The sequence below is a fragment of the Amycolatopsis sp. NPDC050768 genome (assembly GCF_040654155.1).
In the GTDB taxonomy this organism is placed as follows: domain Bacteria; phylum Actinomycetota; class Actinomycetes; order Mycobacteriales; family Pseudonocardiaceae; genus Amycolatopsis.
The window spans coordinates 130,860-156,562 of record NZ_JBFAHL010000018.1; the positions used below are offsets into that span (position 1 = coordinate 130,860).

At 70.5% G+C, this 25,703-nt stretch carries 20 protein-coding genes and 2 tRNA genes; 9 read left to right on the forward strand and 13 right to left on the reverse strand.

Going from position 1 to position 25,703, the window contains the following annotated elements; all coding sequences use genetic code 11:
- Positions 1-59 precede the first annotated feature (59 nt).
- The 3 genes from AB0H62_RS39215 to AB0H62_RS39225 all read left to right on the forward strand — a co-directional run bounded on the left by AB0H62_RS39215 (position 60) and on the right by AB0H62_RS39225 (position 1,192).
- Positions 60-896, forward strand: coding sequence for an HAD family hydrolase (locus AB0H62_RS39215; protein ID WP_220237619.1), 837 nt, complete (start codon positions 60-62; stop codon positions 894-896).
- Between the two features lie 50 nt (positions 897-946).
- Positions 947-1,018: transfer RNA gene (locus AB0H62_RS39220), tRNA-Gln, on the forward strand.
- 101 nt (positions 1,019-1,119) lie between these two features.
- A tRNA-Glu gene (locus AB0H62_RS39225) sits at positions 1,120-1,192 on the forward strand.
- 2,676 nt (positions 1,193-3,868) lie between these two features.
- On the opposite strand, the gene AB0H62_RS39230 is transcribed toward AB0H62_RS39225, so the two are convergent.
- The 3 genes from AB0H62_RS39230 to leuC form a co-directional block, all read right to left on the reverse strand.
- The gene (locus AB0H62_RS39230; RefSeq protein WP_360591716.1) at positions 3,869-4,507 is read right to left on the reverse strand and encodes an HU family DNA-binding protein; all 639 of its coding nucleotides are present in this window, start codon (positions 4,505-4,507) and stop codon (positions 3,869-3,871) included.
- Positions 4,508-4,748: 241 nt separating this feature from the next.
- The gene (gene leuD, locus AB0H62_RS39235; RefSeq protein ID WP_220237621.1) at positions 4,749-5,351 is read right to left on the reverse strand and encodes a 3-isopropylmalate dehydratase small subunit; all 603 of its coding nucleotides are present in this window, start codon (positions 5,349-5,351) and stop codon (positions 4,749-4,751) included.
- A 26-nt stretch (positions 5,352-5,377) separates the two neighbouring features.
- A complete protein-coding gene (gene leuC, locus AB0H62_RS39240; RefSeq protein WP_220237622.1) occupies positions 5,378-6,805 on the reverse strand; it encodes a 3-isopropylmalate dehydratase large subunit in 1,428 nt (475 codons plus the stop codon).
- A 143-nt stretch (positions 6,806-6,948) separates the two neighbouring features.
- On the opposite strand from leuC, the gene AB0H62_RS39245 reads away from it, so the two are divergent.
- The 3 genes from AB0H62_RS39245 to AB0H62_RS39255 all read left to right on the forward strand — a co-directional run bounded on the left by AB0H62_RS39245 (position 6,949) and on the right by AB0H62_RS39255 (position 10,013).
- The gene (locus AB0H62_RS39245; protein ID WP_220237623.1) at positions 6,949-7,650 is read left to right on the forward strand and encodes an IclR family transcriptional regulator; all 702 of its coding nucleotides are present in this window, start codon (positions 6,949-6,951) and stop codon (positions 7,648-7,650) included.
- A 253-nt stretch (positions 7,651-7,903) separates the two neighbouring features.
- Positions 7,904-8,434 carry a hypothetical protein gene (locus AB0H62_RS39250; protein ID WP_220237624.1) on the forward strand — a complete coding sequence of 177 codons (531 nt, stop codon included), beginning with the start codon at positions 7,904-7,906 and terminating at the stop codon, positions 8,432-8,434.
- A gap of 901 nt (positions 8,435-9,335) precedes the next feature.
- Entirely contained in the window at positions 9,336-10,013 is a 678-nt protein-coding gene (locus AB0H62_RS39255) for an HU family DNA-binding protein (RefSeq protein WP_220237625.1), read from the forward strand.
- Between the two features lie 2,534 nt (positions 10,014-12,547).
- On the opposite strand, the gene AB0H62_RS39260 is transcribed toward AB0H62_RS39255, so the two are convergent.
- From AB0H62_RS39260 to cofC, 3 genes are read right to left on the reverse strand one after another with little or no spacing between them, the layout of a single operon-like run.
- The gene (locus AB0H62_RS39260) at positions 12,548-13,501 is read right to left on the reverse strand and encodes an NUDIX hydrolase (RefSeq protein WP_360591719.1); all 954 of its coding nucleotides are present in this window, start codon (positions 13,499-13,501) and stop codon (positions 12,548-12,550) included.
- Positions 13,498-15,987, reverse strand: coding sequence for an RNA degradosome polyphosphate kinase (locus AB0H62_RS39265; RefSeq protein WP_220237627.1), 2,490 nt, complete (start codon positions 15,985-15,987; stop codon positions 13,498-13,500). Before AB0H62_RS39265 ends, AB0H62_RS39260 begins: the two co-directional genes overlap by 4 nt.
- Positions 15,988-16,043: 56 nt before the next feature.
- Positions 16,044-16,676, reverse strand: coding sequence for a 2-phospho-L-lactate guanylyltransferase (gene cofC / locus AB0H62_RS39270; RefSeq protein ID WP_220237628.1), 633 nt, complete (start codon positions 16,674-16,676; stop codon positions 16,044-16,046).
- A 112-nt stretch (positions 16,677-16,788) separates the two neighbouring features.
- Between cofC and AB0H62_RS39275 the strand changes: the two genes are divergently transcribed.
- The 3 genes from AB0H62_RS39275 (at position 16,789) to AB0H62_RS39285 (ending at position 19,186) form a co-directional block, all read left to right on the forward strand.
- Positions 16,789-17,493, forward strand: coding sequence for a lysophospholipid acyltransferase family protein (locus tag AB0H62_RS39275; RefSeq protein ID WP_220237629.1), 705 nt, complete (start codon positions 16,789-16,791; stop codon positions 17,491-17,493).
- Positions 17,493-18,518, forward strand: a complete 1,026-nt coding sequence (locus AB0H62_RS39280; RefSeq protein WP_360591722.1) for an NAD(P)H-dependent glycerol-3-phosphate dehydrogenase — start codon at positions 17,493-17,495, stop codon at positions 18,516-18,518. The genes AB0H62_RS39275 and AB0H62_RS39280 overlap by 1 nt, the downstream gene beginning before the upstream one ends.
- 188 nt (positions 18,519-18,706) lie before the next feature.
- Positions 18,707-19,186: a cysteine dioxygenase family protein gene (locus AB0H62_RS39285; protein ID WP_220237631.1), complete on the forward strand. Its 480-nt coding sequence runs from the start codon at positions 18,707-18,709 to the stop codon at positions 19,184-19,186.
- A 4-nt stretch (positions 19,187-19,190) separates the two neighbouring features.
- On the opposite strand, the gene AB0H62_RS39290 is transcribed toward AB0H62_RS39285, so the two are convergent.
- The 7 genes from AB0H62_RS39290 to AB0H62_RS39320 form a co-directional block, all read right to left on the reverse strand.
- Positions 19,191-20,189 carry an asparaginase gene (locus AB0H62_RS39290; protein ID WP_220237632.1) on the reverse strand — a complete coding sequence of 333 codons (999 nt, stop codon included), beginning with the start codon at positions 20,187-20,189 and terminating at the stop codon, positions 19,191-19,193.
- Positions 20,190-20,198: 9 nt separating this feature from the next.
- Complete coding sequence (locus tag AB0H62_RS39295; RefSeq protein ID WP_220237633.1) at positions 20,199-21,020, reverse strand: class I SAM-dependent methyltransferase; 822 nt, start codon at positions 21,018-21,020, stop codon at positions 20,199-20,201.
- The gene (locus tag AB0H62_RS39300) at positions 21,017-21,394 is read right to left on the reverse strand and encodes a VOC family protein (RefSeq protein ID WP_220237634.1); all 378 of its coding nucleotides are present in this window, start codon (positions 21,392-21,394) and stop codon (positions 21,017-21,019) included. Before AB0H62_RS39300 ends, AB0H62_RS39295 begins: the two co-directional genes overlap by 4 nt.
- A gap of 76 nt (positions 21,395-21,470) precedes the next feature.
- Complete coding sequence (locus AB0H62_RS39305) at positions 21,471-23,036, reverse strand: PQQ-binding-like beta-propeller repeat protein (RefSeq protein ID WP_360591726.1); 1,566 nt, start codon at positions 23,034-23,036, stop codon at positions 21,471-21,473.
- Positions 23,037-23,113: 77 nt separating this feature from the next.
- Complete coding sequence (locus AB0H62_RS39310) at positions 23,114-23,845, reverse strand: FAD:protein FMN transferase (RefSeq protein ID WP_220237636.1); 732 nt, start codon at positions 23,843-23,845, stop codon at positions 23,114-23,116.
- Entirely contained in the window at positions 23,845-24,255 is a 411-nt protein-coding gene (locus AB0H62_RS39315) for an FMN-binding protein (RefSeq protein WP_360591728.1), read from the reverse strand. The genes AB0H62_RS39310 and AB0H62_RS39315 overlap by 1 nt, the downstream gene beginning before the upstream one ends.
- A gap of 10 nt (positions 24,256-24,265) precedes the next feature.
- Complete coding sequence (locus AB0H62_RS39320; RefSeq protein WP_360591730.1) at positions 24,266-25,621, reverse strand: ferredoxin reductase family protein; 1,356 nt, start codon at positions 25,619-25,621, stop codon at positions 24,266-24,268.
- Between the last annotated feature and the right edge of the window lie 82 nt (positions 25,622-25,703).

Here is a 25,703-nt window from a genome sequence, read left to right on the forward strand (position 1 = left end):
GAGCGGCAATCACCTTTTTGGCCGCGTTGCGAACGCGGCGAGTGCCCTAGCCTCACTGGGTGGATTTCGCCGTGGCACCCCCGACCCCTTCGCGAACCGCCCCTCCGGCACCTGTCGGACCCGAACCTTGGGCGCCTCCGGAACTGCGTCTGGTCTGCCTCGACATCGATGACACCTTGATCGACTGCACCGCCGCGATCCGCGTCAGCCTCCACGCGCTCACTGGCCGCAGCGATCTCTGGCCGTTGTGGGACTTGATCACCGAGGAGCACGTGGCGCTGGTCGTCGCCGGAAAACTCGGGTACGACGTGATGCACCACCGCCGCACCGAATGCTTCCTCGCCGAGCTCGGCATCTCCGCGGATTCGGCGCAGGTGACCGCGTTCGAGGCGCGCCGGCGGGACATCCTCGCAACGTCGTGGCAACTGTTCGACGACGTGCTGCCCTGCCTCGAGTGGCTGCGCGCGGCAGGTCTGCTGCTCGCGGCCGTGACGAACGCCTCTGGCGCGCACCAGCGCCGCAAGATCGCGGACCTCGGGCTGGCGCCGTTCTTCGACCACGTGGCCATCGCCGGCGAGATCGGCGTCGCCAAGCCCGACCCTGTGATGTTCCACTCGGTGTGCCTGGGCCTGGGCTGCGACCCGGCGCAGACCGTGCACGTCGGCGACAAGCTCGACACCGACGCCATCGGCGCGTACGACGCCGGCCTCGGCGCCGTCTGGCTCGACCGCGACGGGACCGGTCGCACCGGCGAACGCGCACCCGCCGGTGTACACACGGTCACAACCCTCGACGAGCTGCCTGAGCTGCTGGTTTCCGAGTACGCGACCGTCGGCGTCCCCGTCCAGCGTGCGGCGGGGACCCCCGCTGCGCAGCTGCGCGGCAGCGTGCTCTAGTATTTCTCTCCGTGCGGTACTGAACCGGCCGAGCCGGGAAAGCGCCTCACTGGGGTATGGTGTAATTGGCAGCACGACTGGTTCTGGTCCAGTTAGTCTAGGTTCGAGTCCTGGTACCCCAGCTGCGGAGAGTGACCCCCCTGCTGAGCGAGAAATCGCCTCTGGTAAGTTCTCTCCAGCAAGAAAAACAGAATAGCTCCCCGGAAACGGGGAAAGATCCTAAGCCCCCGTCGTCTAGCGGCCTAGGACGCCGGCCTCTCACGCCGGTAGCGTGGGTTCGAATCCCATCGGGGGTACAGTTAGTCGCCACCCAGGTTCCGCAGTTGCGGACCTGGGTTTTTGGCATTTCTGGGGTTGGTTGATTTCGGGGGCTGAGTAGGGGCCGCTGGTCTGTGTTGGTGGGTGTCTACACGGGACTGTTTGTGGCGGTGGGGTGGTGGCTCGGGTTTTGGTCCGGAAGGGCTGTCGGGGGCGGGGCGGCGGGGGTGTTGCTCATGTGTGCGGTGGTTCGTGAGCGGGTCGGGTTACGCATGCCGGGCGGGACCGCCGGAGCTTGTTCTCGGTAGGGACGCGGCTGCCGGCTTGGGGAGCGGCGGTGGGCGGCCGGAGCATCAGGTTCTTGATGTGGGGGAGTGGCGGGCTTTGGGGCCGCCTTTGTTTCTGGTGAGGGGTACTGGTTGGTTTTCGCCGGAGCCGGAGCCGGAGCCGGAGCCGGAGCCGGAGCCGGAGCCGGAGCCGGAGCCGGAGCCGGAGCCGGAGCCGGAGCCGGAGCCGGCAACTGTGGCTGGGGCTGTGGCTGTTCGGCTGGAGGGCGGGCCGGTCGGCTGAGGGTGGATTTCCTTGCGCTGGTCGACCGGAGGGGCGCGAGTGCAGGCGGAGTGCGGGGTTGGTTGGGGGCTGATCGCTGGGACTGGGGGCGATCTGGCGCCCGTCTCTCGAGGTTGGTGGGTGGCGACGGCTCCTGCTCGGCGCGGCGACGATCTCGGCCGCGTGCGCGACCTTCACGGCAGCGATGGTGGTGGACCGGTTCTTGCTGTGCGGGGCTGGTGGACGTTGTGCGCGGGCAGGTGGGTGCGGACGCGACGAGGCGGTGTTGCCTGCACAACGGCGATGGTGGTGTTGCGGCTGTCTTGTGTGAGCAGCGTGTCCGCGGAGTCGGTCGATGCTTTAGGACGGCGACGGTCGGGTGGTGCTGTGGGTGCGAGGTGATGGCGCTGCCGGAGCCTTCGGACGGAAGCGTGCCGGTGGGAACAGCCGATGCCGAGTGCCAGCGTGTAGGCAGGGACCCGGGATAGATGGTGTCGCCGGTGAGTGGCAAGGGTGTCTTGGGCGCGAGGTGGCCCGGTGGGTTGGTGGGTCGGTTGATGCTGTGCTGGCGTGTGGGGCGGGGACTCGGGATAGGTGGTGTCGCCGGTGAGTGGCATTGGGTGTCTTGCGTGCCAGGCGAGCGGTGGGCCGGCGTGTGGGGCGGGGACTGGGGTGAGTGGGTGTCACTGGCGAGTGGCGTGGGTGTCTTGGGCGCGAAGTGGGTCTGTAGGCCGGCTGATGCTGTGTCTCGGTGCGTGGGGCGCGGAGCCGGGATAGGCGTTGCTTCCGGTGTTTGGCGTGGATGACCTGCACGCGAGGCGTGCCGGTGGGACCGGTCGAAGCTGGGGGCGGGAGGGGCCCGGGGAGGCGGCGCTGCTGGAGTGACGGCGGTTCGGGTGATCTGTGTGGGAAGCGGGCTGGGCGGGAGCGGCTGATGCTGCGCGATGACGCGTGGGAGATGGCTTCTGGGAGGCGTGGCGCGGGGAGCGGTGAGCGTGGTGTTGAGGATGTCTTGTGCGACGCGGGCCGATGGGGCTGGTCGGTGATGTGCCGAACGGGTCGGTCCCTGGTGTGGTGGTGTCGCCGGTGAGTGGCGATGAGGGCGACCCGGGCGTGTTGCGCGCGACGTCTCCTGGGCGGGGCCGTCGTTGCGGTCGAAGGCACGGGGAGGGGTGGTGCTGCCGGCGGTGGTGATGGTGGCCGGTCGGGTGTCTGGGTGCGAAGCCAACTGGGAGAGACCGGTCGACGCCGCTCGGCTGCAGGGAAAGAGCTTTGAGGAGGCGGCCCTACCGGTGAATGGTGATGGGCGTGAGGGGCTGCGGAGATCGTTTCGCTGGTGGTTGGCGGATGGCGTTGGACGAGCCTTCGGGTAATGGTGATGCCTCGCTCAGTGGAACTGATTGGCGTATCGAACCATTGCGAGGGAAGTCGAATTGGATCGGCTGATATGACGGCGGCGGGAGAGAACTGGATCGGGGCGGGGTATTGAGTGCGGAGTGATTGTGGCGATGGGGGAGCCCGAGTCGGATCGCTGTTGAGGGACTGAGAGACGCGTGTAAGGAATGCGCCGTGGACCGGATGGATGGGGCTCGCGGTGGGCGAGGATTTGTCGCGGAGGCAGGGATGTCGACAGGTTGGTGAGGTCTGGGGCTTCACCGGCGGGGCACTGGGGTTGGGGCCTGTAACGCCGTCCTGTGCAGGCCGATGTGAGGCTGGACGGGGCCGACGCCGGCGGTGAGGCGGGGCAACCCGCGGCCGCGATGCCGTGCGGCGGGCCGAAGTCAGCGATGGAGGGGCCGATGCTGGCGGCGGGGAGAGGATCCTGTCCGGGGCGGGGTTGCTGCGCACATGCCGATGTCAGGCAACGTGGGACCGACGTCAGTGGCGAGAGGGAGTCCCGGCCCCGGCTGCGTTGCGGCAGGCTGTTGTCAGCCATGGCGCGACCGACGCCGGCGGCGAGAGGGGAGCTCCGTCCAGGACCGCGTTGTCGGGAACTGGAGTGACTTCAGGTCAGTTCGGTGGCTGGGTCCGTTGGCGGACAGACGGTTCCAGCCGAAATCACCGGCGAGCAAAAGACCCCGGACATGCGGCAGGGCCCCGTCCCGGGAGTGGGAGGGGGCCCTGCCGTGAAGTGCACGTCCCGACGTGTAAACGTCGGGGTGGTGTTACTTCTTCTTCGCAGCGCTGGTGCGCTTGGCGGCCGGCTTGGCAGCGGCCTTCTTCGCAGCCGGCTTGGCAGCGGCCGGCTTCGCGGCAGCGGCCTTCGTTGCCGTGGCCTTGGTGGCGGGCTTCGCGGCGGCGGCCTTGGTGGTCGTGGCCTTCGCGCGCGTCGCGGCCGGCTTGGCGGCGGCGGTCTTCGTGGCGGCGGCGGGCTTCGCGGTCGTCGCGCGGGTGCGGGTGGTGGTGGAGCGCGTCGCTGCGGGGCGGGTGGCCGTCGTGCGCGAGGCGGTCGCACGCGTCGTCGTGGTGGCGCGCGACGCGGTCGCCGTGGTGGTGCGCTTGACGGCGGTGGCCTTCGGCAGCTTCTTCGTGCCGGAGATGACGTCCTTGAACGTCGTGCCCGCACGGAAGGCCGGCACGTTGGTCTTCTTCACCCGCACCGTCTCACCCGTGCGCGGGTTACGCGCGGTCCGAGCGGCACGGGCACGCTTCTCGAACACACCGAACCCGGTGATGTTCACCTTCTCGCCCTTGTTGACCGTCCGGATGATGATGTCGACGAGACCGTCGACGGCCTCCGAAGCAACCTTTTTGTCGCCCAGACGCTCCGACAGCGCCTCGATCAGCTGGGCCTTGTTGGCCATTCCAGTCCTCCAAGAAGAACTCTTCGTCCACGGCCACGTCGGCCGACTTAGCGCACACGGTATTACCAACGCAGCACAAATTCCAAACGGCACGCGGAATTTTCCCTTGCACGGGGAGTGGTTCCGCCTCCCGAGGGACCCTTCCGGGGCCAGGGGAGGTGCCGTTTGGTGTGGGCGAAGCAGCCTCTCGCGGGGGCACGGATTCCCTTTCCGAGCAGGGAATCCGTGCCCCCGGACGGGGCTAGGAGGCCGTGATCGGGGTGGTCACGGGCTTCCAGGAGGGCCGGGTCGATTCGAACTCGGTGATCTCTTCGGCGTGGCGCAGGGTCAGGCCGATGTCGTCGAGCCCTTCGAGCAGGCGCCAGCGCACGTAGTCGTCGATCTGGAACGGGGCGGTGAAGTCCTTGGCCCGCACGGTCTTGGTCTCGAGGTCGACCGTGACCTCCGTGCCGGGCTCGTTCTCGAGCAGCTTCCACAGCAGTTCGACGTCCGACTGCTCGCACTGGGCGGCGACGAGGCCGCCCTTGCCGGAGTTGCCGCGGAAGATGTCGCCGAAGCGGGAGGCGATCACGGCGCGGAAGCCGTAGTCCATGAGCGCCCACACCGCGTGCTCGCGGGAGGAGCCGGTGCCGAAGTCGGGGCCGGCGACCAGGACGCTGCCGCGGTCGAAGGGCTCCTGGTTGAGGATGAAGTCGTCCTGGGTGCGCCAGGCGGCGAACAGGCCGTCCTCGAAGCCGGTGCGGGTCACGCGCTTGAGGTAGACGGCCGGGATGATCTGGTCAGTGTCCACGTTGGACCTGCGCAGCGGCACCCCGACGCCGGTGTGCTGGGTGAACGGTTCCATGGTGGGAGCTCCTGTCTCGGGAAGGGTCAGACGGTGGCCAGGTCGGCCGGGGACGAGAGCGTCCCCCGCACGGCCGTGGCGGCGGCCACGAGCGGCGACACCAGGTGTGTGCGCCCGCCCTTGCCCTGCCGGCCCTCGAAGTTGCGGTTGGAGGTCGACGCGCTGCGCTCGCCGGGGGCGAGCTGGTCCGGGTTCATGCCCAGGCACATCGAGCAGCCCGCCTGCCGCCACTCGGCGCCGGCCTCGGTGAAGACCTTGTCCAGGCCCTCGTCGATGGCCGCCTGGCGCACGCGCATCGACCCGGGGACCACGAGCATCCGCACGGACTCGGCCACCTTGCGCCCGCGCAGCACCTCGGCGGCCGCGCGCAGGTCCTCGATCCGGCCGTTGGTGCACGAACCGAGGAAGACGGTGTCCACCGCGATCTCGCGCAGCGGCGTGCCCGGCGTCAGGTCCATATAGGACAGGGCCTTCTCGGCCGAGACGCGCTCGTTCTCGTCGGGGATCGTGGCCGGGTCGGGCACCGAGGCGCCCAGCGGCAGACCCTGGCCCGGGTTGGTGCCCCAGGTCACGAACGGGGTGAGCTCGTCGGCGTCGAGGTGCACCTCGGCGTCGAACTCGGCACCCTCGTCGGTGCTCAGCTCGCGCCACGCGGCCACGGCGGCGTCCCAGTCGGCGCCCTGCGGTGCGTGCGGACGGCCCTTCAGATACTCGAACGTCGTCTCGTCCGGCGCGATCAGGCCGGCGCGCGCGCCTGCCTCGATCGACATGTTGCACACCGTCATGCGCGCTTCCATCGACAGCGCCTCGATGGCCTTGCCGCGGTACTCGAGCACGTAGCCCTGCCCGCCGCCGGTGCCGATCTTGGCGATGACGGCGAGGATGATGTCCTTCGCCGTGACGCCCGGCTTCAGTTCGCCGTCGACGGTGATCGCCATCGTCTTGAACTTGCGCAGCGGCAGCGTCTGGGTGGCGAGCACGTGCTCGACCTCCGAAGTGCCGATGCCGAAGGCCATCGCGCCGAACGCACCGTGGGTGGAGGTGTGACTGTCGCCGCACACCACGGTCGTGCCGGGCTGCGTGAGCCCCAGCTGCGGGCCGATGACGTGCACGATGCCCTGCTCGACGTCACCCATCGGGTGCAGCCGGACACCGAACTCCTTGCAATTGCGGCGAAGGGTGTCGACCTGCGTGCGCGACACCGGGTCCGCGATCGGGAGGTCGATGTCGACGGTGGGAACGTTGTGGTCCTCGGTCGCGATGGTGAGGTCGGGACGGCGCACGGGCCGCCCGGCCAGCCGGAGGCCGTCGAACGCCTGCGGGCTCGTGACTTCGTGCACCAGGTGGAGGTCGATGTAGAGCAGGTCCGGTTCGGCACCTTCGCCTCGGCGCACGAGGTGGCTGTCCCACACCTTCTCCGCCAGCGTGCGAGCCTTGCCGGTCGGGCTGGTCATCTCCGGCTCCTTCCAAGGGGTTGGCCGGGAGCAAGGAACTCGGGCGACGTCCTCAGGCGGGGCGAGCCACGTCACGTGCGCAGCTCGAGTTCGTTTTTCCCAGATTCTGGACTTCCCAAACTTCGGGAAGTTAGTATCGCGTCGTGGGACAGCATAGCGGTATCGGAGTACTGGACAAAGCCGTGGCGGTGCTGCAGGCCGTCGCCGAAGACCCCTGTGGGCTGGCGGAACTCTGCACACGCACGGGACTACCGAGGGCGACGGCGCACCGTCTCGCCGTCGGTCTCGAAGTGCATCGGTTGCTGCGCCGGGGACCGGACGGCCGCTGGCGCCCTGGCACCGCGCTCGCCGAGCTGGCGGGCGGCTCGACCGACCCGTTGCTCGACGCGGCGAGCTCGGTGCTGCCGAAGCTGCGCGACATCACGGGCGAAAGCGTGCAGCTGTACCGGAGGGACGGCGTGCAGCGCGTGTGCGTCTCGACGGCCGAACCGCCGAGTGGCCTGCGCGACACCGTGCCGATCGGCTCGCGCCTGCCGATGACGGCCGGCTCGGGTGCGAAGGTCCTCGCCGCGTGGTCGGATCCGCACACGCAGCGCACCATCCTCGCCGAAGCCGTGTACGGCGAACGCACTTTGCTGGAAGTGCGCCGCCGCGGCTGGGCGCAGAGCGTCGCCGAACGCGAACCCGGCGTGGCGAGCGTCTCAGCGCCTGTGCGGGATTCGTCGGGCACGGTCGTCGCGGCGGTGTCGGTTTCCGGGCCCATCGAACGCATCGGCCGCAAACCGGGCGCGCGTTGGGCCGCCGATCTGCTCGCCGCGGCGGACGCTCTCCAGGAACGGCTTTGACGCTCCACTCCCGCTGACTCCCACCACTCTCCACCTCAGGCCGCCTCTCCTTCGGGGGAGGCGGCCTTCTTTTTTCGGTGGGCGCCGAACGGCCGTTCACCAAACGGCTGTTCGGCGCCCGAACCTGTGCCGATCATCTGAGCCGGCTGAGAATCCGGCAGCCGCCTTCACGAGCGCGCGACACCCCTCGATGGAACCTGGCCCCACTTCGCGGCCCGACCGGCCGCGACCCTCCCAGGTGGACGGAGCCCCCATGACCGAACTCACCGACCTGATCCTCGCCGCCCGACGCGCCGGCGGCGCCCCGGACCCGGCGGCCGCGCTGGTGCGGCTGCAGCGGGAGGTCGCCGCGTCCGCCGCCGAGGTCCTCGGCTGGCTGCCCGGCGCCGGCGTCGACGAGCACGTGCTCCACGCCGAGCCGACGCTGACGTTGCTGCGGGTCGAGATCGGGCCCCGGACGGAGTACCCGCCGCACGACCATCTCATCCCGGCGTGCATCGCCGTGCTCGAGGGCCGGGAGACCAACACCTTCTATCGCGCGGACGGCTCGGGCCTCACGGGCGTGGGGGAGACCGACACAGCGGCGGGGTCGGTGCTGCCGATGGACGAGCGCGTGATCCATTCGGTGGCCAACCGGACCGCCGACCGGTCCGTGGCGCTGCACGTGTACTTGGGGGACCTCTTCCAGCTGTCGCGGACGATCTGGGACCCGGCCACCGGCGCGCCCGGGCCCTACAGCGATGAGCGGTACTTCGCGCTCGCCCGGACCACGGCGCCCGCCTGACAGTCCTGAGTAGACATATCATCTTACCCCTGACCTGCTGATCCATGACGGCGCCCCGGCCGGCGCGGCTAGCCCGCGGTTCTGGCCGGAGCGCTTTTTTTCTGTGCTCGCGGACCCTGTCCGAGGTCTCGTGTTCCGTGCCGAGGGGCCGTTCCCTCGCTGAGTGAGCCGGGTGCTTCAGGTCACTCGCGGGCATCCGGTGCGGGCCCGATACCTGTCCCTGGCACGGCTTCGGACGGCCGAACCGTCGTTCACCGCGGTGCCACCCGCTCGGCCGAGCGCCGCCTGCCCTTGCGTCACACGGAACGCCGGTCCGGGGCCTTCGCCGGTCACACGCTTGGCCGAGTCTTCACGCGACCGGACCCGTGCCGGAGGTCCGGGGTGCGCACCCGTTGCCGCTCTTGGGGGTTCTGCTTTGTCGGGTTTCGTGGCCGGCTCCGGTCCGCCGGCCGACTCCTTTGCCGCCCAACGGGCGTCGCCGCCGGGCCGCCGAACCCCCGCCGCGGCAGGGGTTCCGACCCTCCCCGGGGACGCCCTGCCCGCCCCGCCGGGCCGCCGCGCACCGGATTTCCGACGATCGTCGGGCCGTCGTTCGTCAGTCCGCAAAGGACACTCCCGGGCCCGGGGCAAGATCGCCTTCCGCCACTGGAGAAGCACGGGGCCGCGGTGGTGGCTGGGCCAAAACCGCTGGTAGAGCCCCACTCTGCGCGAACAATCGAACACAAGAGCGAATAAGGTGTCGGTTATTTCGACCGTTCTCGAGCCCTTCGAAAGGGCGGACCGCAGACACGCCAACGGAAAAACCAAGGGTCCCGTTTGGACTTCTTCGCCTTATGGGTAATACTATTGAAGAGTTCGGCCGACGTGGCCGTGGACGAAGAGTTCTTCTTGGAGGACTGGAATGGCCAACAAGGCCCAGCTGATCGAGGCGCTGTCGGAGCGTCTGGGCGACAAAAAGGTTGCTTCGGAGGCCGTCGACGGTCTCGTCGACATCATCATCCGGACGGTCAACAAGGGCGAGAAGGTGAACATCACCGGGTTCGGTGTGTTCGAGAAGCGTGCCCGTGCCGCTCGGACCGCGCGTAACCCGCGCACGGGTGAGACGGTGCGGGTGAAGAAGACCAACGTGCCGGCCTTCCGTGCGGGCACGACGTTCAAGGACGTCATCTCCGGCACGAAGAAGTTGCCGAAGGCCACCGCCGTCAAGCGCACCACCACCGCCACGGCTGCCACCGCCTCCCGCGCGACCACCACGCGCGCGACCGCGGCGACCGGCACGCGTGCGGCTGCCTCGCGCACCGCGGCGACCCGCCCGGCCACCACGCGCTCCACCACGACGCGTACCCGCGCCACCGCTGCGAAGCCGGCCGCTGCGACGAAGACCGCCGCCGCCAAGCCCGCCGCGACGCGCGCGAAGGCCGCCACCACGACCACCAAGGCTGCCGCTGCGAAGCCGGCCGCCAAGGCCACGGCGACCAAGGCCGCTGCCGCGAAGCCGGCCGCTGCCAAGCCTGCTGCGAAGAAGGCCGCCGCCGCCAAGCCGGCCGCCAAGCGCACCAGCGCTGCGAAGAAGAAGTAGCACCACCCCGGCGTTTACGCCGGGACGTGCACTTCACGGCAGGGCCCCCTCCCATCTCGGGAGGGGGCCCTGCCGCATGTGTGGGGTGGTTCTGGCCAAGTTGGGTGCGGTGTTGGACATCGGGTCTGGCCAGCTTGGGGCCGTGGGAATGCTGGGGCTGGCAGGGGAACGATGCGCCCTGGCTCGGTCGCCCGGTATTGCCCGACGGCGCCGGTGCGCATGCTCTGGCCTGCAGGATCACGGCACCGCACAGGAATGACGGGGCCTGCGCACTCGTGGCTCGCGCAGCATAGAACGGCGGACGAGAACACGCTGCTGCATAAGCCGAGAGCCCGCCACGAACAACGCGGCCCGACGCTCTGGCGTAACGGGTTGGGCGCGGTCCAGCCATCGGGTCTGTCCGGTGTACTTCTGCAGGCCGGCTCCCGCGAGCATCGCAATGCCGAGGCCGGCAATCGCCAGGCACGCCTGCGATAGATCACTGTGGCACTCACTTACCGCCCGACTGCGGCACGGTGGAATGCGGGGACGCGCAATCAACTCCCAGCTTCCTATCAGCGGAATCGCCGCCCAGCTCACGGTGCGGCCTCGGCCTCGGGCCGGCAGCTCTGCCACGCGGCGGATGTCAGGACGCGAACGTGGCCTGGGAAATGAGGGCGCTATCGCGCATTCCTCGCGCTCTTGATCCGCAGGACGGCTAAGGTGCGACGCGCCGGAAATGGTGTGCTACCTGCGTGTTCGCGCTCTCCGGCCCAGGTAAGGGTGCGAACGGCGTGGTCGCGCGGCGGGTTCCGCCGCCGTCTTCTCGCATCTGTTGGGAGAGCGGCTGTGCCCGAACTAGCCGGGATGGCTGTGGTGCGGTGAGCTGGAAGTGGTGCGCTACCTGCATGATCGGCTCGCGGGCCGCGCGAGGTTGCGTGCGGCGTGGTGGCGGGGTGGGGTGCCGCAGCTGTCCTCTCGTATTTGTCGGGGCGTCGAGGTTGTGCCGGAACGGCTGGGACGGGTGCGGTGCGCTGGGAATAGTGCGCCGCCTGCATGCTCGCGCGCTCGATCCGCGCGGGGTTGTGGTCGGCGGCGTGCTGCCGCGGACTTCCCCTGTCTCTCGGGGGTGGCTGCGGTCCTGTGCCGGAGCGGTCGGAATGGGTGCGGTGCAAATGCGCTGGGAATGGAGGGCCGCCCACATGTTCGCGCGCTCGGCCTGCGCGGGGTTGTGGTTGGCGGGGTGCTGCTGCGGACGTCGCTTGTGTCTCTCTCTGGTGGCTGGGCTCCTGTGCTGGAACGGCCGGGATGGGTGCGGTGCGCTGGGAATGGAGCGCCGCCTGCATGCTTGCGCGCTCGATCTGCACGGGGGTTGTGGTCGACGGGGTGCTGCCGCGGACGTCCCTGGTCTCTCTGCTGGCGGCGGTCCTGGAATGACCGGGATGGATGCGATGCAGTGCGCTGGGAATGGCGCGCTACCTCCTTGTTCGCGCGCTCGGCTCGAGTCAGGTCGGGCGCTGCGCGGCGGAGCGGTGGGGTGCTGCCGCGGTCTTCCCCTTGCCTGCAGGGAGTGGCTGCGATCCCCATCGGGATGACCGGGGTGGGCGTGGTGCGAAGCGCTGGGAATGGCGCGCTACCTGCATGTTCGCGCTCTCGGTCCACGCGAGGTTGGGTAAGCCGTGGTCGGGCGGCGAGGCTCAGGCGCTCCTCGATCATCTCTCCGGAGATCGGCCGTGGTGCTCAACCGGAATGGCTGGAGTGGTCGGGCTCGCGGCGTGCGTGACGCCGGGGTTTGGTCTGCTGGGTGAAGGTAGTGGCACCGCGCGGGGTGCGGTTTCCTCGGCCGCAGGAGGGCTGCTGCGGCGTTGGGAAGTGGCGCGCAGCTTGGTGTTCTTCCCGGGGCTGAGCTTGCAACGTGGCTGGGAGGGCCGGGGAAGCGGGGGCGTGCCGCGCGGACCTTGCCGCACGTTGTCGTGTGCCTGCGGTGCTCGGGAGGAGCGCGGCGGAACCGACGTTCGAGGCTGTGGTTACCGGGATCCCACGGGGAAGGACGCGGGAGCGGCGGGACCGTCGGGTGGATCGGCTGCGGGGCAACACATCCGAGGTCCGGCTGGCAGATATGGCCTGGAGCTGCGGATTCACCCCCCAACGCAGAGCGAGGAAGGCTCAGCCGAGATCGTTGCCCCACCGGGGAGTCGTGGGCTGGGGGCGTCGCTGGGGCGACGAGGGCCACAGCGCGGCCGAGGGTTCTGCGGAGGCGAGACGGACAGCCCACGGCGAGCCTGAGCGCCCCTGCCGACGGTCCCACGACGCAAGGCGGGATGAAATTTCGCCCCCAGCCCGAGCGCTCGATCCGCCGTTCGGGCGGACTTGTGTACCCATAGCCGGCCAACCTCGGCGGGAATAGCCCTCTCTATAGAATCCCCGCCAAGCCACCCCGCGAATAGCGACCCGCCCACTTTTCGAGCCCATTCGAACACCGCCATTCCCCGAAACGCGGAAGGCCTCCCCGCGGCGACAACAGCCGGCGGGGAGGCCCGAACAGAAGAACTGCGTCAGTGTTGCGAAGGGGCGGGTGCGGGCAACGGCGTCGGGTAGTAGTCCGCGCCGGCGAGGCGCGGGCCGATGTCGCCGGACGGCGGGAGGAAGGAAAGGACCCAGAGGGAGCCCTTCTTGCTGGGCACGACGCCCCCGCGGGCGGCGGCGAGCTCGGTGCCGTCGCGGTCGGCCAGGGCGCTGATCAGGTCCGGGATCACGCCGCCCTGACTGGCGATCAAGGGGGTACCCCCGCCGCCGGCGATGGCGAGGAGGCGGGCGATCCCGAGGACCGGGTCGGGCCAGTAGCCCTCTTCCGAGAGGAGGTTCTCGTGGCGCACGTCGACGCCCAGGTCCTCCGCGACGCCTCGCACGGTCTGCACGCACCGCAGGCGCGGGGCCGAAAAAACCCGGTCCGGCCCGAAACAAGGCAACAGGATGCGCAGGGCTTCGGCTTGGCGCTGGCCGGCGTCGGACAGGGGGCGCAGGTCGTCGTCGCCGGTCCAGTCGTCGCGTTTGCCTGCCTTGGCGTGGCGGACGAGCAGCACGGTAATCAGCGACACCGGCAGCGCGCAGAACTCGCGCAGCACGCGCACGTCCGTGTCGCGCGTGAGGAGGCGCTCGGCCGCGACCGCGTCGAGCCAGCGCAGCTCGTCGACCTCGTGGTTGGCCAGGAAAGTTCCCGACACCGCTTCGCCGCTGAAGTAGTCGACGGTCTTCTTCAGCATGCCACCGCCGCTGCGGGCGGGCACGTCGTACGCGCTCTGCGCGACGTGGCGCCCCAGCACGACGCGGTAGCCGGTTTCCTCCCACACCTCCCGCACCGCGGTGGCGGCGAGGGTCTCACCCGAATCGACCTTGCCCTTCGGCAATGACCAGTCGTCGTAACGAGGCCGGTGCACCAGGGCGACTTCGAACCCGTCACCGGCGCGGCGCCACAGCACCGCACCGGCTGCGCGGACGTCCACGCTCATCCGGCGGCCCCGTGCAGCTTCGCGAGCTCCACCTGGTGGTCGCGCACCTGAGAACCGGCGGCGGGTGAGGGCTGCCACTCGCCGGTGGCCGTGAGGACCCAGCACCGCGTGGTCGGGTCGAGCGCCGAGTCGAGCACGGCGTCGAGCTGCTGCGTGAGCTTCGTGTCCTTCACGCGCACCAGCGCTTCGATACGACGATCGAGGTTGCGGTGCATCATGTCGGCGCTGCCGATCCAGTGCGTGCCGCCGGCGCGGAAGTGGAACACCCGCGAGTGCTCCAGGAACCGGCCCAGGATCGAGCGGACGCGGATGTTCTCCGACAGCCCCTCGACACCCGGCTTCAGCGCGCAGATCCCGCGCACCACCACGTCGACGGGCACCCCGGCCTGCGAAGCGTGGTACAGCGCGTCGATCACCTGCTCGTCGACGAGCGAGTTGCACTTGATCCGGATCCCGGCGTCCTGCCCGGCGCGCGCGAGCTCGATCTCCTCGCCGATCGCGCGCACGATGCCGCGGCGGATGCCGTGGGGCGACGTGAGGATCGTGCGGTAGGTGTCCTGCCGCGAGTAGCCCGTGAGCACGTTGAACAGGTCGGTCACGTCGGCGCCGATGCTCGGGTCGGCGGTGAACAGGCCGATGTCCTCGTACAGGCGCGCGGTCTTCGGGTTGTAGTTGCCGGTGCCGATGTGGCAGTAGCGCCGGATGGTCGAGCCTTCCTGGCGCACGATCATCGACACCTTGCAGTGGGTCTTGAGCCCGACGAGGCCGTAGACCACGTGCACGCCCGCGCGCTCCAGCGTGCGCGCCCACGTGATGTTGGCCTGCTCATCGAAGCGCGCCTTGATCTCGACCAATGCCACGACCTGCTTGCCGGCCTCGGCGGCGTCGATCAGCGCGTCGACGATCGGGGAGTCGCCCGATGTGCGGTAGAGCGTCTGCTTGATCGCCAGCACCTTCGAGTCGGCCGCGGCCTGCTCGATGAAGCGCTGCACGCTTGTGGAGAACGAGTCGTACGGATGGTGCACCAGCACGTCGCCCTCGCGCAGCGTCGCGAACACGCTCTTGGGCGTCTCGCGCTCGCCGAAAGCCGGGTGCGTCGCCGGCACGAACGACCGGTCCTTGAGCTCCTTGCGGTCCACACCGGACAGCTGGTGCAGGCAGGTCAGGTCGAGCAGACCCGGCACCTCGACGACGTCGGCCGGGTCCACCTCGAGCTCGCGCAGCAACAGCTCGAGCATGTGCTCGCTCATGTCCTCCGCGACCTCGAGCCGCACGGGCGGGCCGAAGCGCCGCTGCGCGAGCTCGCGTTCGAGTGCCTGCAGGAGGTCCTCGTCGCGGTCTTCCTCGACCTCGAAGTCGGCGTTGCGGGTGACGCGGAACACGTGGTGCTCCGTCACCTCCATGCCGGTGAACAGCTCGCCCAGGTGCGCGGCGATCAGCTCCTCCAGCGGCAGGAACGTGGCCGTGCGGCTGGTGCGTTCGGGCTCCACGCGCATGAGGCGCGGCACGTTGCTCGGCACCTTCACACGGGCGAAGCGCTCCGTGCCGCCCTGCGGGTCACGCACCGTCACCGCGAGGTTGAGCGACAGGCCCGAGATGTACGGGAACGGGTGCGCCGGGTCGACGGCCAGCGGCGTGAGCACCGGGAAGATCTGCTCCGAGAAGTAGCTCGACAGGCGCAGCTGGTCGGCGCCGGCGAGGTCCGCCCACCCGACGAGCTGGATGTCCTGCTTCGCGAGCTCCGGGCGCAGGTGATTTTCGAACGCGCCGATGTGGCGCTCCACCAGGTCCTGGTTGCGCTTGGCGATGTAGTCCAGCTGCTCGCGCGGCGTGAGGCCGTCGGCGCTGCGCACGGACAGGCCGGTGTCGTCGCGGCGCTTCAGGCCGGCCACGCGGACCATGTAGAACTCGTCCAAATTGGACGCGAAGATGGCGAGGAACTTCGCCCGCTCCAGCAGCGGCTGCGACTCGTCCTCGGCGAGGGCGAGCACCCGCGCGTTGAAGTCGAGCCAGGACAGCTCGCGGTTGAAGTACCGGTCGTCGGGCAGCGTCTCGACGGCGGTCGGCGCGCTCGAGGTGACAGCAGGCGGAGCCGAGGGCACGCCGCGGAAATCGTCACCCGACGCGTCGACCGCGGCCGTGGTGCGCCGGGCCGCGGGCCGGGCGGTCTCCGTGGTGGCCACGGCCGTGGCCGCGGTGGTCTTGCGGGCCCGCGAGGTTTTCACCGGCGCGGTTTTCGGCTCGCTCTTGGCGGTCTTGGCCTTGCCGGCGGCGTTGGTGCCCGCCTTGGCGGCGGTCGCGCGGGCGGCCGTGGTCACCGCGTCGGCGGAAGCGACGCTCTTGCTCGGAGGCGTCTTCTTCGCTGCGCTGGTGTGTCGTGCGGGGCTTCCAGGCGCCTCAGCTTTCGCCGCGCTGGCCCTGCGCCGCCGGGCGGGCTGTCCGTTCCGGGCGGATGTGCTGGCGTCGTCTGTGCTCACGACGCCCATTGTTCACTACGAAGCAGCAGTTTGCGCAGACCGCGGTGAAGGTCAAATGAACACCTTCAGCCCAATGGGACGGATTCGTCGGGCAGCAGTGCCGCAGTGCGTTTGCCGACGCCGAGCGCGCGCACGTGCTCGAGATCGTCCGAAGTGTCCACGTCGCTGCGCAACGACACCACCGCCCCGGCCAGCCGGACGGCTCCGGAATCGGTGTGCCGCTGGGCGGAATCGGCGCCGAACCGCGGGTCGAGCAGCGCGCCGGGAGCCGACAGCAGCAGCGTGGTGCCGGTGCCCTGGAGGTCCGCGACGAACGCGCGCCGCCCGGCTGCCTCGGCCAGCGCGTCGGCGAAATCGCCCGCGCGCAGGGCCGGCAGGTCGGCCTGCAGGGCGCCGACGATTCCGTCCGGTTCGTCGTCGCGCAGCAGAGCCGCTCCGTGACGCAGGGCTTCGTTCAGCCCGCCGTCGCCCGGTTCGGTCACCAGCTCCACGCCGAGCCCGGCCAGTTCGGACACCGCCGCCGGGTCCGCGGCCACGACCAGCACGCGCCGCACGCCGGCCACCGACGTGACCGCCGCCAGGGTGTCGTACGCCAGCGCCAGCACCAGCTCGGCGTGCTCCGCTTCGACGACCGCGCCACGCAGGCGCGACTTGCCCACGCGGGGGTGTTTCAACGGCACGACCAGGTCCACGTCCACGTGTCCATCTTTACCCGAAAGCTCCGTGGTGCGTGGTGAGCGCACCCTCCCTGGACTGCGTGAACCCCGGCGCGGCAGGATCTGCCGGAGTGGATCGTTCGGAGGAGGAGACTTGGCACGGCGTGAGAAGGGCGGCTTCTGGGTGGGGTTGGCCGCGTTCGTGTTCTACCCGCTGACCCGGATCGGGAAGCGGTCGTACCTCGGCGCGGAGAAGATTCCGCGCCAGGGCCCGGCGGTGCTCGTGCTGAACCACATCTCCCACCTCGACCCGGTGGTGGATGCGGTGTTCGTGCACCGCCAGAAGCGCGTGCCGCGGTTCTTCCTCAAGGACAGCCTGCTCAAGGTCCCGGTCCTCGGGAAGATCGCGACCGCGTCGGGGCAGATCCCGGTGTCGCGCAACTCCAGCGCGGCGGGCGACAGCCTCCGGGCCGCGCACGAGGCACTGGCCGAGGGCAAGATCGTCGTGATCTACCCCGAGGGCACGATCACGAAGGATCCGGCCGGCTGGCCCAAGGAGTCGTTCACAGGTGTCGCGCGGCTGGCGCTGCAGAACGACGCGCCGGTGATCCCGATCGCACGCTGGGGTACCAACCAGATCTACAACGGCTACACGAAGAAGTTCACGCCGTTCCCGCGTAAGACCGTCACGCACCTCGTCGGCGACCCGCTCGACCTGTCGGCCTACGCGAACGCCAACCCCCGCAGCGCCTCGACGCTGCGTGAGGTGACCAAGCTGATGATGGACGAGGTCACCCGGCTGCTCGCCGAGATCCGCCGCGAGGAGCCGCCCGTGAAGAAGCCGGAGGACGGCGCCTGATGGCCGCCTTCGCCACCGACGTCCAGCGGGTGACGGTGCTCGGCGCCGGCTCGTGGGGCACGGCGTTCGCCAAGGTCCTCGGCGACGCCGGCCGCGACGTGACCGTGTGGGCGCGCCGCGAGTCGGTCGCCGAGGAGATCACGACGCGGCATTCGAACGAGTCGTACCTGCCCGGCACCCGGCTGCCCGAGCGCATCACGGCGACGGCCGATCCGGCCGCGGCGCTCGACGGCGCGCAGGCCGTGGTGCTCGGCGTGCCGAGCCAGAGCCTGCGGCAGAACCTCACCGCGTGGCAGCCGCTGCTGCCGCCCGAGGCCATCCTCGTGAGCCTGGCCAAGGGCGTGGAGCTGGGCACGCTCAAGCGGATGAGCGAGGTGATCGCCGAGCTGGCGAAGGTCGACGCGGGCGAGATCGTGGTCGTTTCCGGGCCGAACCTGGCCCGCGAGATCGCCGCGGCGCAACCGGCCGCGGCGGTGCTGGCCTGTGCGGACCACGAGCGCGCGGTGGCGATCCAGCGGGCGAGCTCGAACCAGTACTACCGCCCGTACACCAACACCGACGTCGTCGGCTGCGAGCTCGGCGGCGCGTGCAAGAACGTGATCGCGCTCAGCTGCGGCATGGCCGCGGGCCTCGGTCTCGGCGCCAACACGATGGCGACGCTGATCACCCGCGGCCTCGCGGAGATAGCGCGCCTGGGCACGAAGCTCGGCGCCGACCCGCTCACGTTCGCGGGCCTCGCGGGCGTCGGCGACCTGGTGGCCACGTGCTCCTCGCCGCTGTCGCGCAACCGCACCTTCGGCGAACGGCTGGGCCGCGGCGACACGCTGGAGCAGGCGCAGGCCGCCACCGGCGGGCAGGTCGCGGAGGGCGTCACGTCGTGCTCGTCGATCCGCGAGCTGGCGCGCAGCCTGGGCGTGGACATGCCGATCACCGACGCGATGCACCGCGTGTGCCACGAGGGCGTGGACCCGCGCCGGGCCGGCGCGGAGCTGCTGGGGCGCTCGCAGAAGCACGAGTGGAGCTGATCTCCCAGGGGCTGGGAAGCGGTTGACCGCCGGGGCCGGCGCTGGTTCGCTGTCGGCGTGACGATGTGCCTGATGACCGCGCGGCCGGGGTCCTGTGACCTCCGCCCGGTCATGCCGTCGTGTCGCTGTTGTCGGTGAACCCAGCCCCGGCCCAGCTTTCTCCCCCTTTTCTCCTGCGAGGAACGACCATGTTCGCCGTCCCGGACAACACCCTGCTGCGTCCCGAGAATCCCGCCCTGCGCCACCCGGTGCGTGTCGCCCTTCAGGTGGCCGCAGACCGCGAACGCTGGGCGAACCTCCTGCGCTACGACCCCGACGAGCGCTTCTCCGCCCTCGTGGAACGCGGCGACGGCCAGGAGGTCTGGCTGCTGAGCTGGCTGCCCGGCCAGCACACCGACCTGCACGACCACGAGTTCTCGACCGGCGCGTTCACGGTCGTCTCGGGGCGGCTGACCGAGACCGTCGCGCGCCGCTCACCCGACGGCCGCGCGGTCACCGAGGTGCACGCGCTGGCCGCCGGGCAGTCGCGCGTGTTCGGACCCGGGTATGTGCACGAGATGCGCAACGACGGGCCCGACCCGGCGATCAGCGTGCACGTCTACCGCGACGGGCCGCGCGCGATGCGGCTGTACCACATGGATCCGCTCGGTGGTCCGGTCCGGGACTGACGCCTCAGCGGTCCAGGTCGCCACGCAGGCGGAACTCCTGCTCGACGCGTTCCCGCGAGGCGCCGGTGGCGAGCAGGACCTGAAGCAGGACGCGGGCTTTGCGGGGGTCGAGCCAGCCGGCCATCGTCGCGCCGAGGCGGATCAGGCTCGACTCGGAGCCGTGGAAACCGTAGGTGCCGCGGAACGTCGTGCCCGCGCCGGTGCGTGAGGCGACGACGATCGGCACCTTCGCGCCGGCGATCACGTCGGCGGTCCCACGCGAAACGTGGCCGACGCCGCTGGCCGCCACGACCACCCCGCCGGCGCCGCCGTCGAGGACGAGCTTGAGCAGTTCGCCGGAATCCGCGATGCCCGCTTCCAGCAACGGAACCAGCCCCGAGAAGTCGGCGCTTTCCACCTGAAGCGCTGACGGACGTCCGCCGGCCGGGTGGAAGTAGTGCACGTTGCGTTCCGCGACGAGCCCGAGCGGTCCCGCCGGGTTCGAGGAAAACGCTTCGAGGTGGCTCGCGTGTGCCTTGCGCACCCAGCGCGCCGAGTGCACGTCGTCGTTGAACGCCACGAGCGCACCGCGCCCGCGGCTGCGGGGTTCGGCCGCGACGGTCAGCGCCGCAAGAAGGTTGGCGGCGCCGTCGGCGCTGGGCAGGCTCGGGTTGCGCATCGCCCCGGTGACGACCACCGGCACATCGTGGGGCCAGGTCAGCTCGAAGAAGTACGCCGTCTCCTCGAGGGTGTCCGTGCCCTGCACCACGACGAGTCCCGCCGCGCCCGCCGCCACCTGCTTCAGACCCCAATCGCGGGTCCGCAGCAGCGTCTCGTAGTCCATCGACGCGCTGGAGATGCCGGCGAGCGTGGCCGCCGTGAGGTCCATCGGCAGGTCGGTGCCGAGGTCGCCGAGCAGGTCCTCGGCGGTCAGCCGCGGCACCACCCCGTCTTCGATCGAGCGGCCGGGGGCCATGGAAATGGTGCCGCCCAGTGCGGCGACGGCGACAAGAGCACGAGTCATGCCCGCACTCTAGGAAATCTTCGCCGCCTGCAGGGTGTAGCTCGCCGCGAGGCGCCGCGGGTTCTCCCGCAGCCGCCATTCGCCGCCGTCGACTTGGCGCATTTCGTTCGGCAACGCGTTCCACGGCACGGTGTCGTGCTCGGTGAACGCGGTGAGCGTGAGGCCGTTGTCCAGCAGCGCTGTGATGATTTCGCCCAGCGAATGGTTCCACGAGTGCGTGGTGCTGTTCACGATGGGACCGTCGGACTCGACGTAGGTGGTTTCCTCGGCGAAGACGAGCGGTTCGGTGTGCTCGAAATACTCGTACTTCGGCCAGCCGTGCTCGGATTCGTCGTCGAGGGTCCACAACATCGGGTGGCCCTCGCGCAGGAACAACCGTCCGCCCGGCTTCAGCAGCCGCGCCACGACCGTGGCCCACTGGGCGATCCGCGGCAGCCAGCACAGCGCACCGATGCCGGTGTAGACGAGGTCGAACGCGCCGTCGCCGAACACGTCGACAGCGTCGTACGTGTTGGCCTCGTGGTAGTCGATCTCCGCGCCGACGCTGTCCGCGAGCTTGCGCGCTTCCGCCAGCGAGCCGGGGGAGAGGTCGAGGCCGGACATCCGCGCGCCCAGGCGGGACAAGGAAAGCGTGTCCGTGCCGATGTGGCACTGCAGGTGCACGCCGCGCAGGCCCGAGACGTCACCGAGGCGCGGGAGGTCGAACCGCACGACGTCGCTGAGGTACCCGGGGTCCGTGCGGAAGCGCTCGAAGCCGTAGTACTCGGACTTCGCGTGCACGGCCGCGCGCTCGTCCCAATTGGCGCGGTTGAGGTCGAACGACTCGGTCACTTCGCTGCCTTTTCGGCCTTGCTGCGGAGTACGCAGAATTCGTTGCCTTCCGGGTCGTGGAGCACGGCCCAGCCGGTGCCGTCGGCGTTGCGCTGGTCGTCGAACATCGTGGCGCCGGCGGCGAGCAGGCGCTCGACCTCGTCGTCGCGCGGGCCTTCGGGCGTGAGGCACAGGTGGATGCGGTTCTTCACGGTCTTGGTCTCTGGCACGCGGATGAACAGCAGCGTGCCGCCGTGGTCGAGCTCGATGCCGACCTCCGGGTCACCCGGCTCGTCCTCCTCGGCGACGGGCCGGCCGAGGACGCCGCTCCAGAACTGGGCCAGCGCATACGGATCGGCGCAGTCGAAGGTGGTGTTCTCGACGATGGACGGCATCGGTCTCCCCTGTTCGGTCGCGGTGATCGCAGTCTGCCCGAAAAGAACGGTCTCACGCGAGGCGGTTTCGCCGACCTCAGCCGGGGAAGCCGACGACCGGCGCGGGCGTGCCGCCGTACGTGCTGCGCGCCAAGACGATCGCGCCCGGCGCCGGCACGAGCCGCAGGTCCGACAGCGGGCCCGAGCCGTCCATCCGCACCACCCGGCTGGTCGGCGCGCTGCCGTCGAAGCTCTGCACGAACAGGGTCAGGTCGCGGCCGGTGTCCTGGCACGCGCGGAGATACGTGTGCCGGGTGGTGGCGTCGGCCGAGCGCACGGGGCATGCGCCGAGGTCGATCGGGTGCGTGGTGCCGGTGCCGGGGTCGAGGGCCTCGGCGGACGTCTTTTCCTCTTCGGTCACGGGAATCGGTCCCACGTCCATCCGCACCCACCGCGACGCGTCCGGCTGGGCCAGCAGCCGGCCCGTCTCGGTGTCGTACAGGCCGTTGAGGACCGAGCCGGGAGCGGCGGCGCGGCCGACGAGCCGCAGCCACACGACGGCACCGTCGGTGGTGGTGGCGGGGGAGATGGCGAGCCGTTCATCGTCGGGTCCAGTGGTCTCGACCACATGGCGCCAGCGTTCGTGCCCGGTCACCTCGTCGAGCGCGACGAGTCCCGCGGAACGCCCGCACTCCAGCGCGGCGAGCACCACCGTCCGGGCTTGCGCGGGCAAGGTGTACGGGTTCACGCACCCGGCCGGCGCGGACCAGTGCCAGAGTTCGTCGCCGGTCTGGATGTCGTAGCCGGCGTACGCGTCATCGCGGATGGTCAAGGTCTTGGTGCCCACCAGGATCTCCCCTGTCTCGACGAGAACCGACGGCACCACGCGGTCGAAGCGTGCAGTGCCGGTGTCGGCGTCGAGGACGACCACCAGGTCGTTGCTGCTGTCGGTTTTCGACGCGAAAGCGGCGACGACCGTGCGCCGGTCGGCGGACGCGAGCAGCGCGTGGACGTGAGCGCCGGCCCGGGCGTAGGACCAGTCGCGGCTGCCGTCGAGCCCGTCGAGCGCCGTCACCGAACCGTCGGCGGCCGCGACGACGACCCCGTGCCCCGCGGCCACCATCGCGCTCACGTCGGCCGGTGGCTGCCAGGACCACTGTCGGCCACCGGGCTTTTCGGCCACCGGTTCGGGGGTCAGGTCCGGCACGCCGCGGGTCGTGCTCGCCGTGGCGACCCGGTCGGCGGCGAACGGCGCCCCCATCGCTGTGGCCAGCATGGCGACGGCCACCAGCAAGCCGACGGGACGGATCCGCCACGACGTGCTGTCGAGCAGCCCGACCGCCACTCCCACCGCGCCCACGGCGAGCACCGGGGTGTCCAGGCCCGGCACACCGCCACGCACGTCGAGCACCAGCCGCACCACGGCGGCCGCGGCGGTGGCGATCCCGAGAACCGCCGCCGCGACCCGCACCTTGCGCGACCGCGCCGGCCCCAGCGCCGCGGCGACGAGCGCCCCGGCGACGAACCACAGCAGCCCCACGCCGCTCGCTCTCGTCGCGCCTCCCGACAAGAACGACGCGACCACCACGCACACCGCACCGGCAACCGTCGTCAACCGCAGCACGCTCAGTACGACGCAGCTCGCCGGTCCGCGTTTCACCACCACCGTGAACATCCGGTGACAACGACATCACGTCGGCACTGGTCGGAATCTCACCGAGTGCACTGTGGACACTCGGGTCAGGCGAGCGCGAGGCCGGGGGAGCGGTGGACGCGCCGCCGGGCGTCGACGATCAGCACGTCGCAGCCGGGTTGTTCGGCGACCCAGCTGATGCCGTCGGCGCCGAGGGCGAACGCGGCGGTGGCCAGCGCGTCGGCGTGCGTGAGGTCTTCGGCGACGACGGTGACGCTCAACAATCCGGTGGCGGGCAGACCGGTGCGGCCGTCGAGCACGTGGGCGCCGCGTTCGTACGCGGCCGAGGTGGCGACGGCGCCGTCGCGCGAGGCGACCACGGCGCACACCGCTTCGGGCTGTTCGGGGTGGCGGATGCCGACGCGCCACGGCCGTCCGGACTCCGGCTCGCCCGCGGTGACGACGTCGCCGCCGGCGTTGAGGCAGAACCGGCGTGCGCCGGCCGCGTGGAGGCGATCGGCCGCGCGCTGCACGGCCCAGCCTTTGACGACGGCGCACGGGTCCAGGCCTCGGCCCGGCAGCCGGGCGGAGAAGGCGCCGCCGGAGAGGTCTTCGTAGTACGCGCAGAGGCCGAGCACCTCGTCGAGGTCCGCACTGAGTTCGGTGGTTTCGCCGCGGTCGTAGCGGCATACTTCGCTGCCGGAGCGGAACGGACTGAAGCGGGCGTCGACCTCGCGCAGCCACCGGAACGTGTCGGCGACGGCGCCGGTGAAGTCTCCTTCGTCGCGCAGGTCGAGCGACACGGGCAGCCCCATCACCTGCTCGACGTGCGTGGCCATCACGAGCCCTTCGCGTCGAGCGCCGCCTGCAGCGACTTGATGTACGACTCGCTGGTCTGCGTCGCGCCCGAGACGGTGTCGATGTCCGCGCTCTGCGCCTGCAGGGCTTCCTCGCGCAGCAGCGGGATCGCGTCGACGCCGCGGCCGCTGTCCGGCTGCTGCACGAGGGTGACGTCAGTGATCCGGCTGCCGGAGAAGGACACCTGCACCTGCACGGTGCCGAACTCGGTCGGCTCGGCGCTGCCCCGCGTGGTCACGGAGCCGGAACCGGCCGAAGTGGACGGTGCGGCGCCGGCTGTCGGAGCAGGGGCGCTCGTGGTGGTGCTGCTCGTCGCCGGCGTCGGGTCAAACCGCCACACGGCCACGAACCCGGCGATCGACAGCGCGACCACGAAAATGGTCTTCTTCATCGGAAGCTCCTCACGCGGCCAGGCTGAAGCGTTCGGCGTGGACCTGGGTGCCGGGCACGCGCAGCTCCCGCAGGCTGCGCAGCACGGCCGACGTCATCCCGGGCGGACCGCAGACGAACACGTCGCGGTCGCCGATGTCCGGCACCAGCGCGTGGAGCGCGGCGGGACCGAGCACGGGGCCGTGGGGACCGTGCAGATCCGACGGTCCACTGAGGACGTGCACGACCGCGCCGCGGGCCTTGGCCAGCGCGTGCAGCTCGGGCAGAAGCACGGCGTCGGCCGGTGTCCGCACGCGGTAGAGCAGCACGACGTGGCCGCTCACGTCTTCGAACAGGGCACGGATCGGCGTGATGCCGACGCCGCCGGCGACCAGCAGCGCGTTGGGCCGTTGCTGGTGGATGGTGGTGAAGGCGCCGTACGGGCCTTCGGCGAAAACACGCGTGCCGACGCGCAGCGACCGAAGGCTCGCGCTGGAGCTGCCGACGGCTTTGGCGGTCAGCCGCAGTGTGCGGCCGTCGGGCGCGGCCGAGAGGGAGAACGGGTTGGCCTGCCACCAGCGGTCACGCGTGAGGAAGCGCCACAGGAAGAACTGCCCCGCGCGAGCCGGTAGCCGGTCGAGGTCGCGGCCGGTCATGTACACGGACACGGTGTCGGGCGACTCGGGCACCACGGCGACCACCCGCAACCGGTGCCGCAGGTTGCGTCGCAACGGCAAGAGCACGCGCCCGGCCAGCACGGCCAGACCCGCGCCCAGCCACAGCGTCCACCAGTACACACGGGCGGCCGGGTGGCTCGCGAACGACTGCCCGACGGTGATCTGGTGCGTGAAGGCCAGCACCACCGCGGCGTAGGTGTAGAGGTGCACGAAGTGCCACGTCTCGTAGGCCATCCGTTTGCGCGCGAAGCGGGCGGAAGCCGCGCCGACCACCAGGATGAGCACGAACGCGACGATCGCGCGCAGGATCCCCTCGGTGGTGTTGGCCAGCTGCACCAGCTCGTCGGCCGCGTTCGTGCGCTCGATGGCGGAGTAGCCGACGACCACCAGCACCACGTGCGCGACCAGCAGCCACAGCAGGCTGAAGCCCGTCCAGCGGTGCCACGACGTGAGCCGGTCCATGCCGAGCCGGCGGTCGAGCCACGGCAGGCGCGCGACGAGCAGCAGCTGCGCGGCCATGGCCTGTGCCGCGTAAATGCCGGCGAGGCGCCCGGCGCTGATCAGCGGGTCGTCCGACAGGTCGCCGACGGCGAAGAACACCGTGGCGAGCACCACGTTGGCCGCCAGGAACACGAAGATCCACGCCTTGGCGACCACACGGGGCGCCACCGCCGGGCGGGGCGGGACGGCGATCGGGGTCAGGACACTCACGGGGAATCCCTTCGGCTCGGGTGTCACGAACGCCAGCGTCGCCGCGGAACCTGTGGCGGATCTGGGCGGAACCTGTCGACTG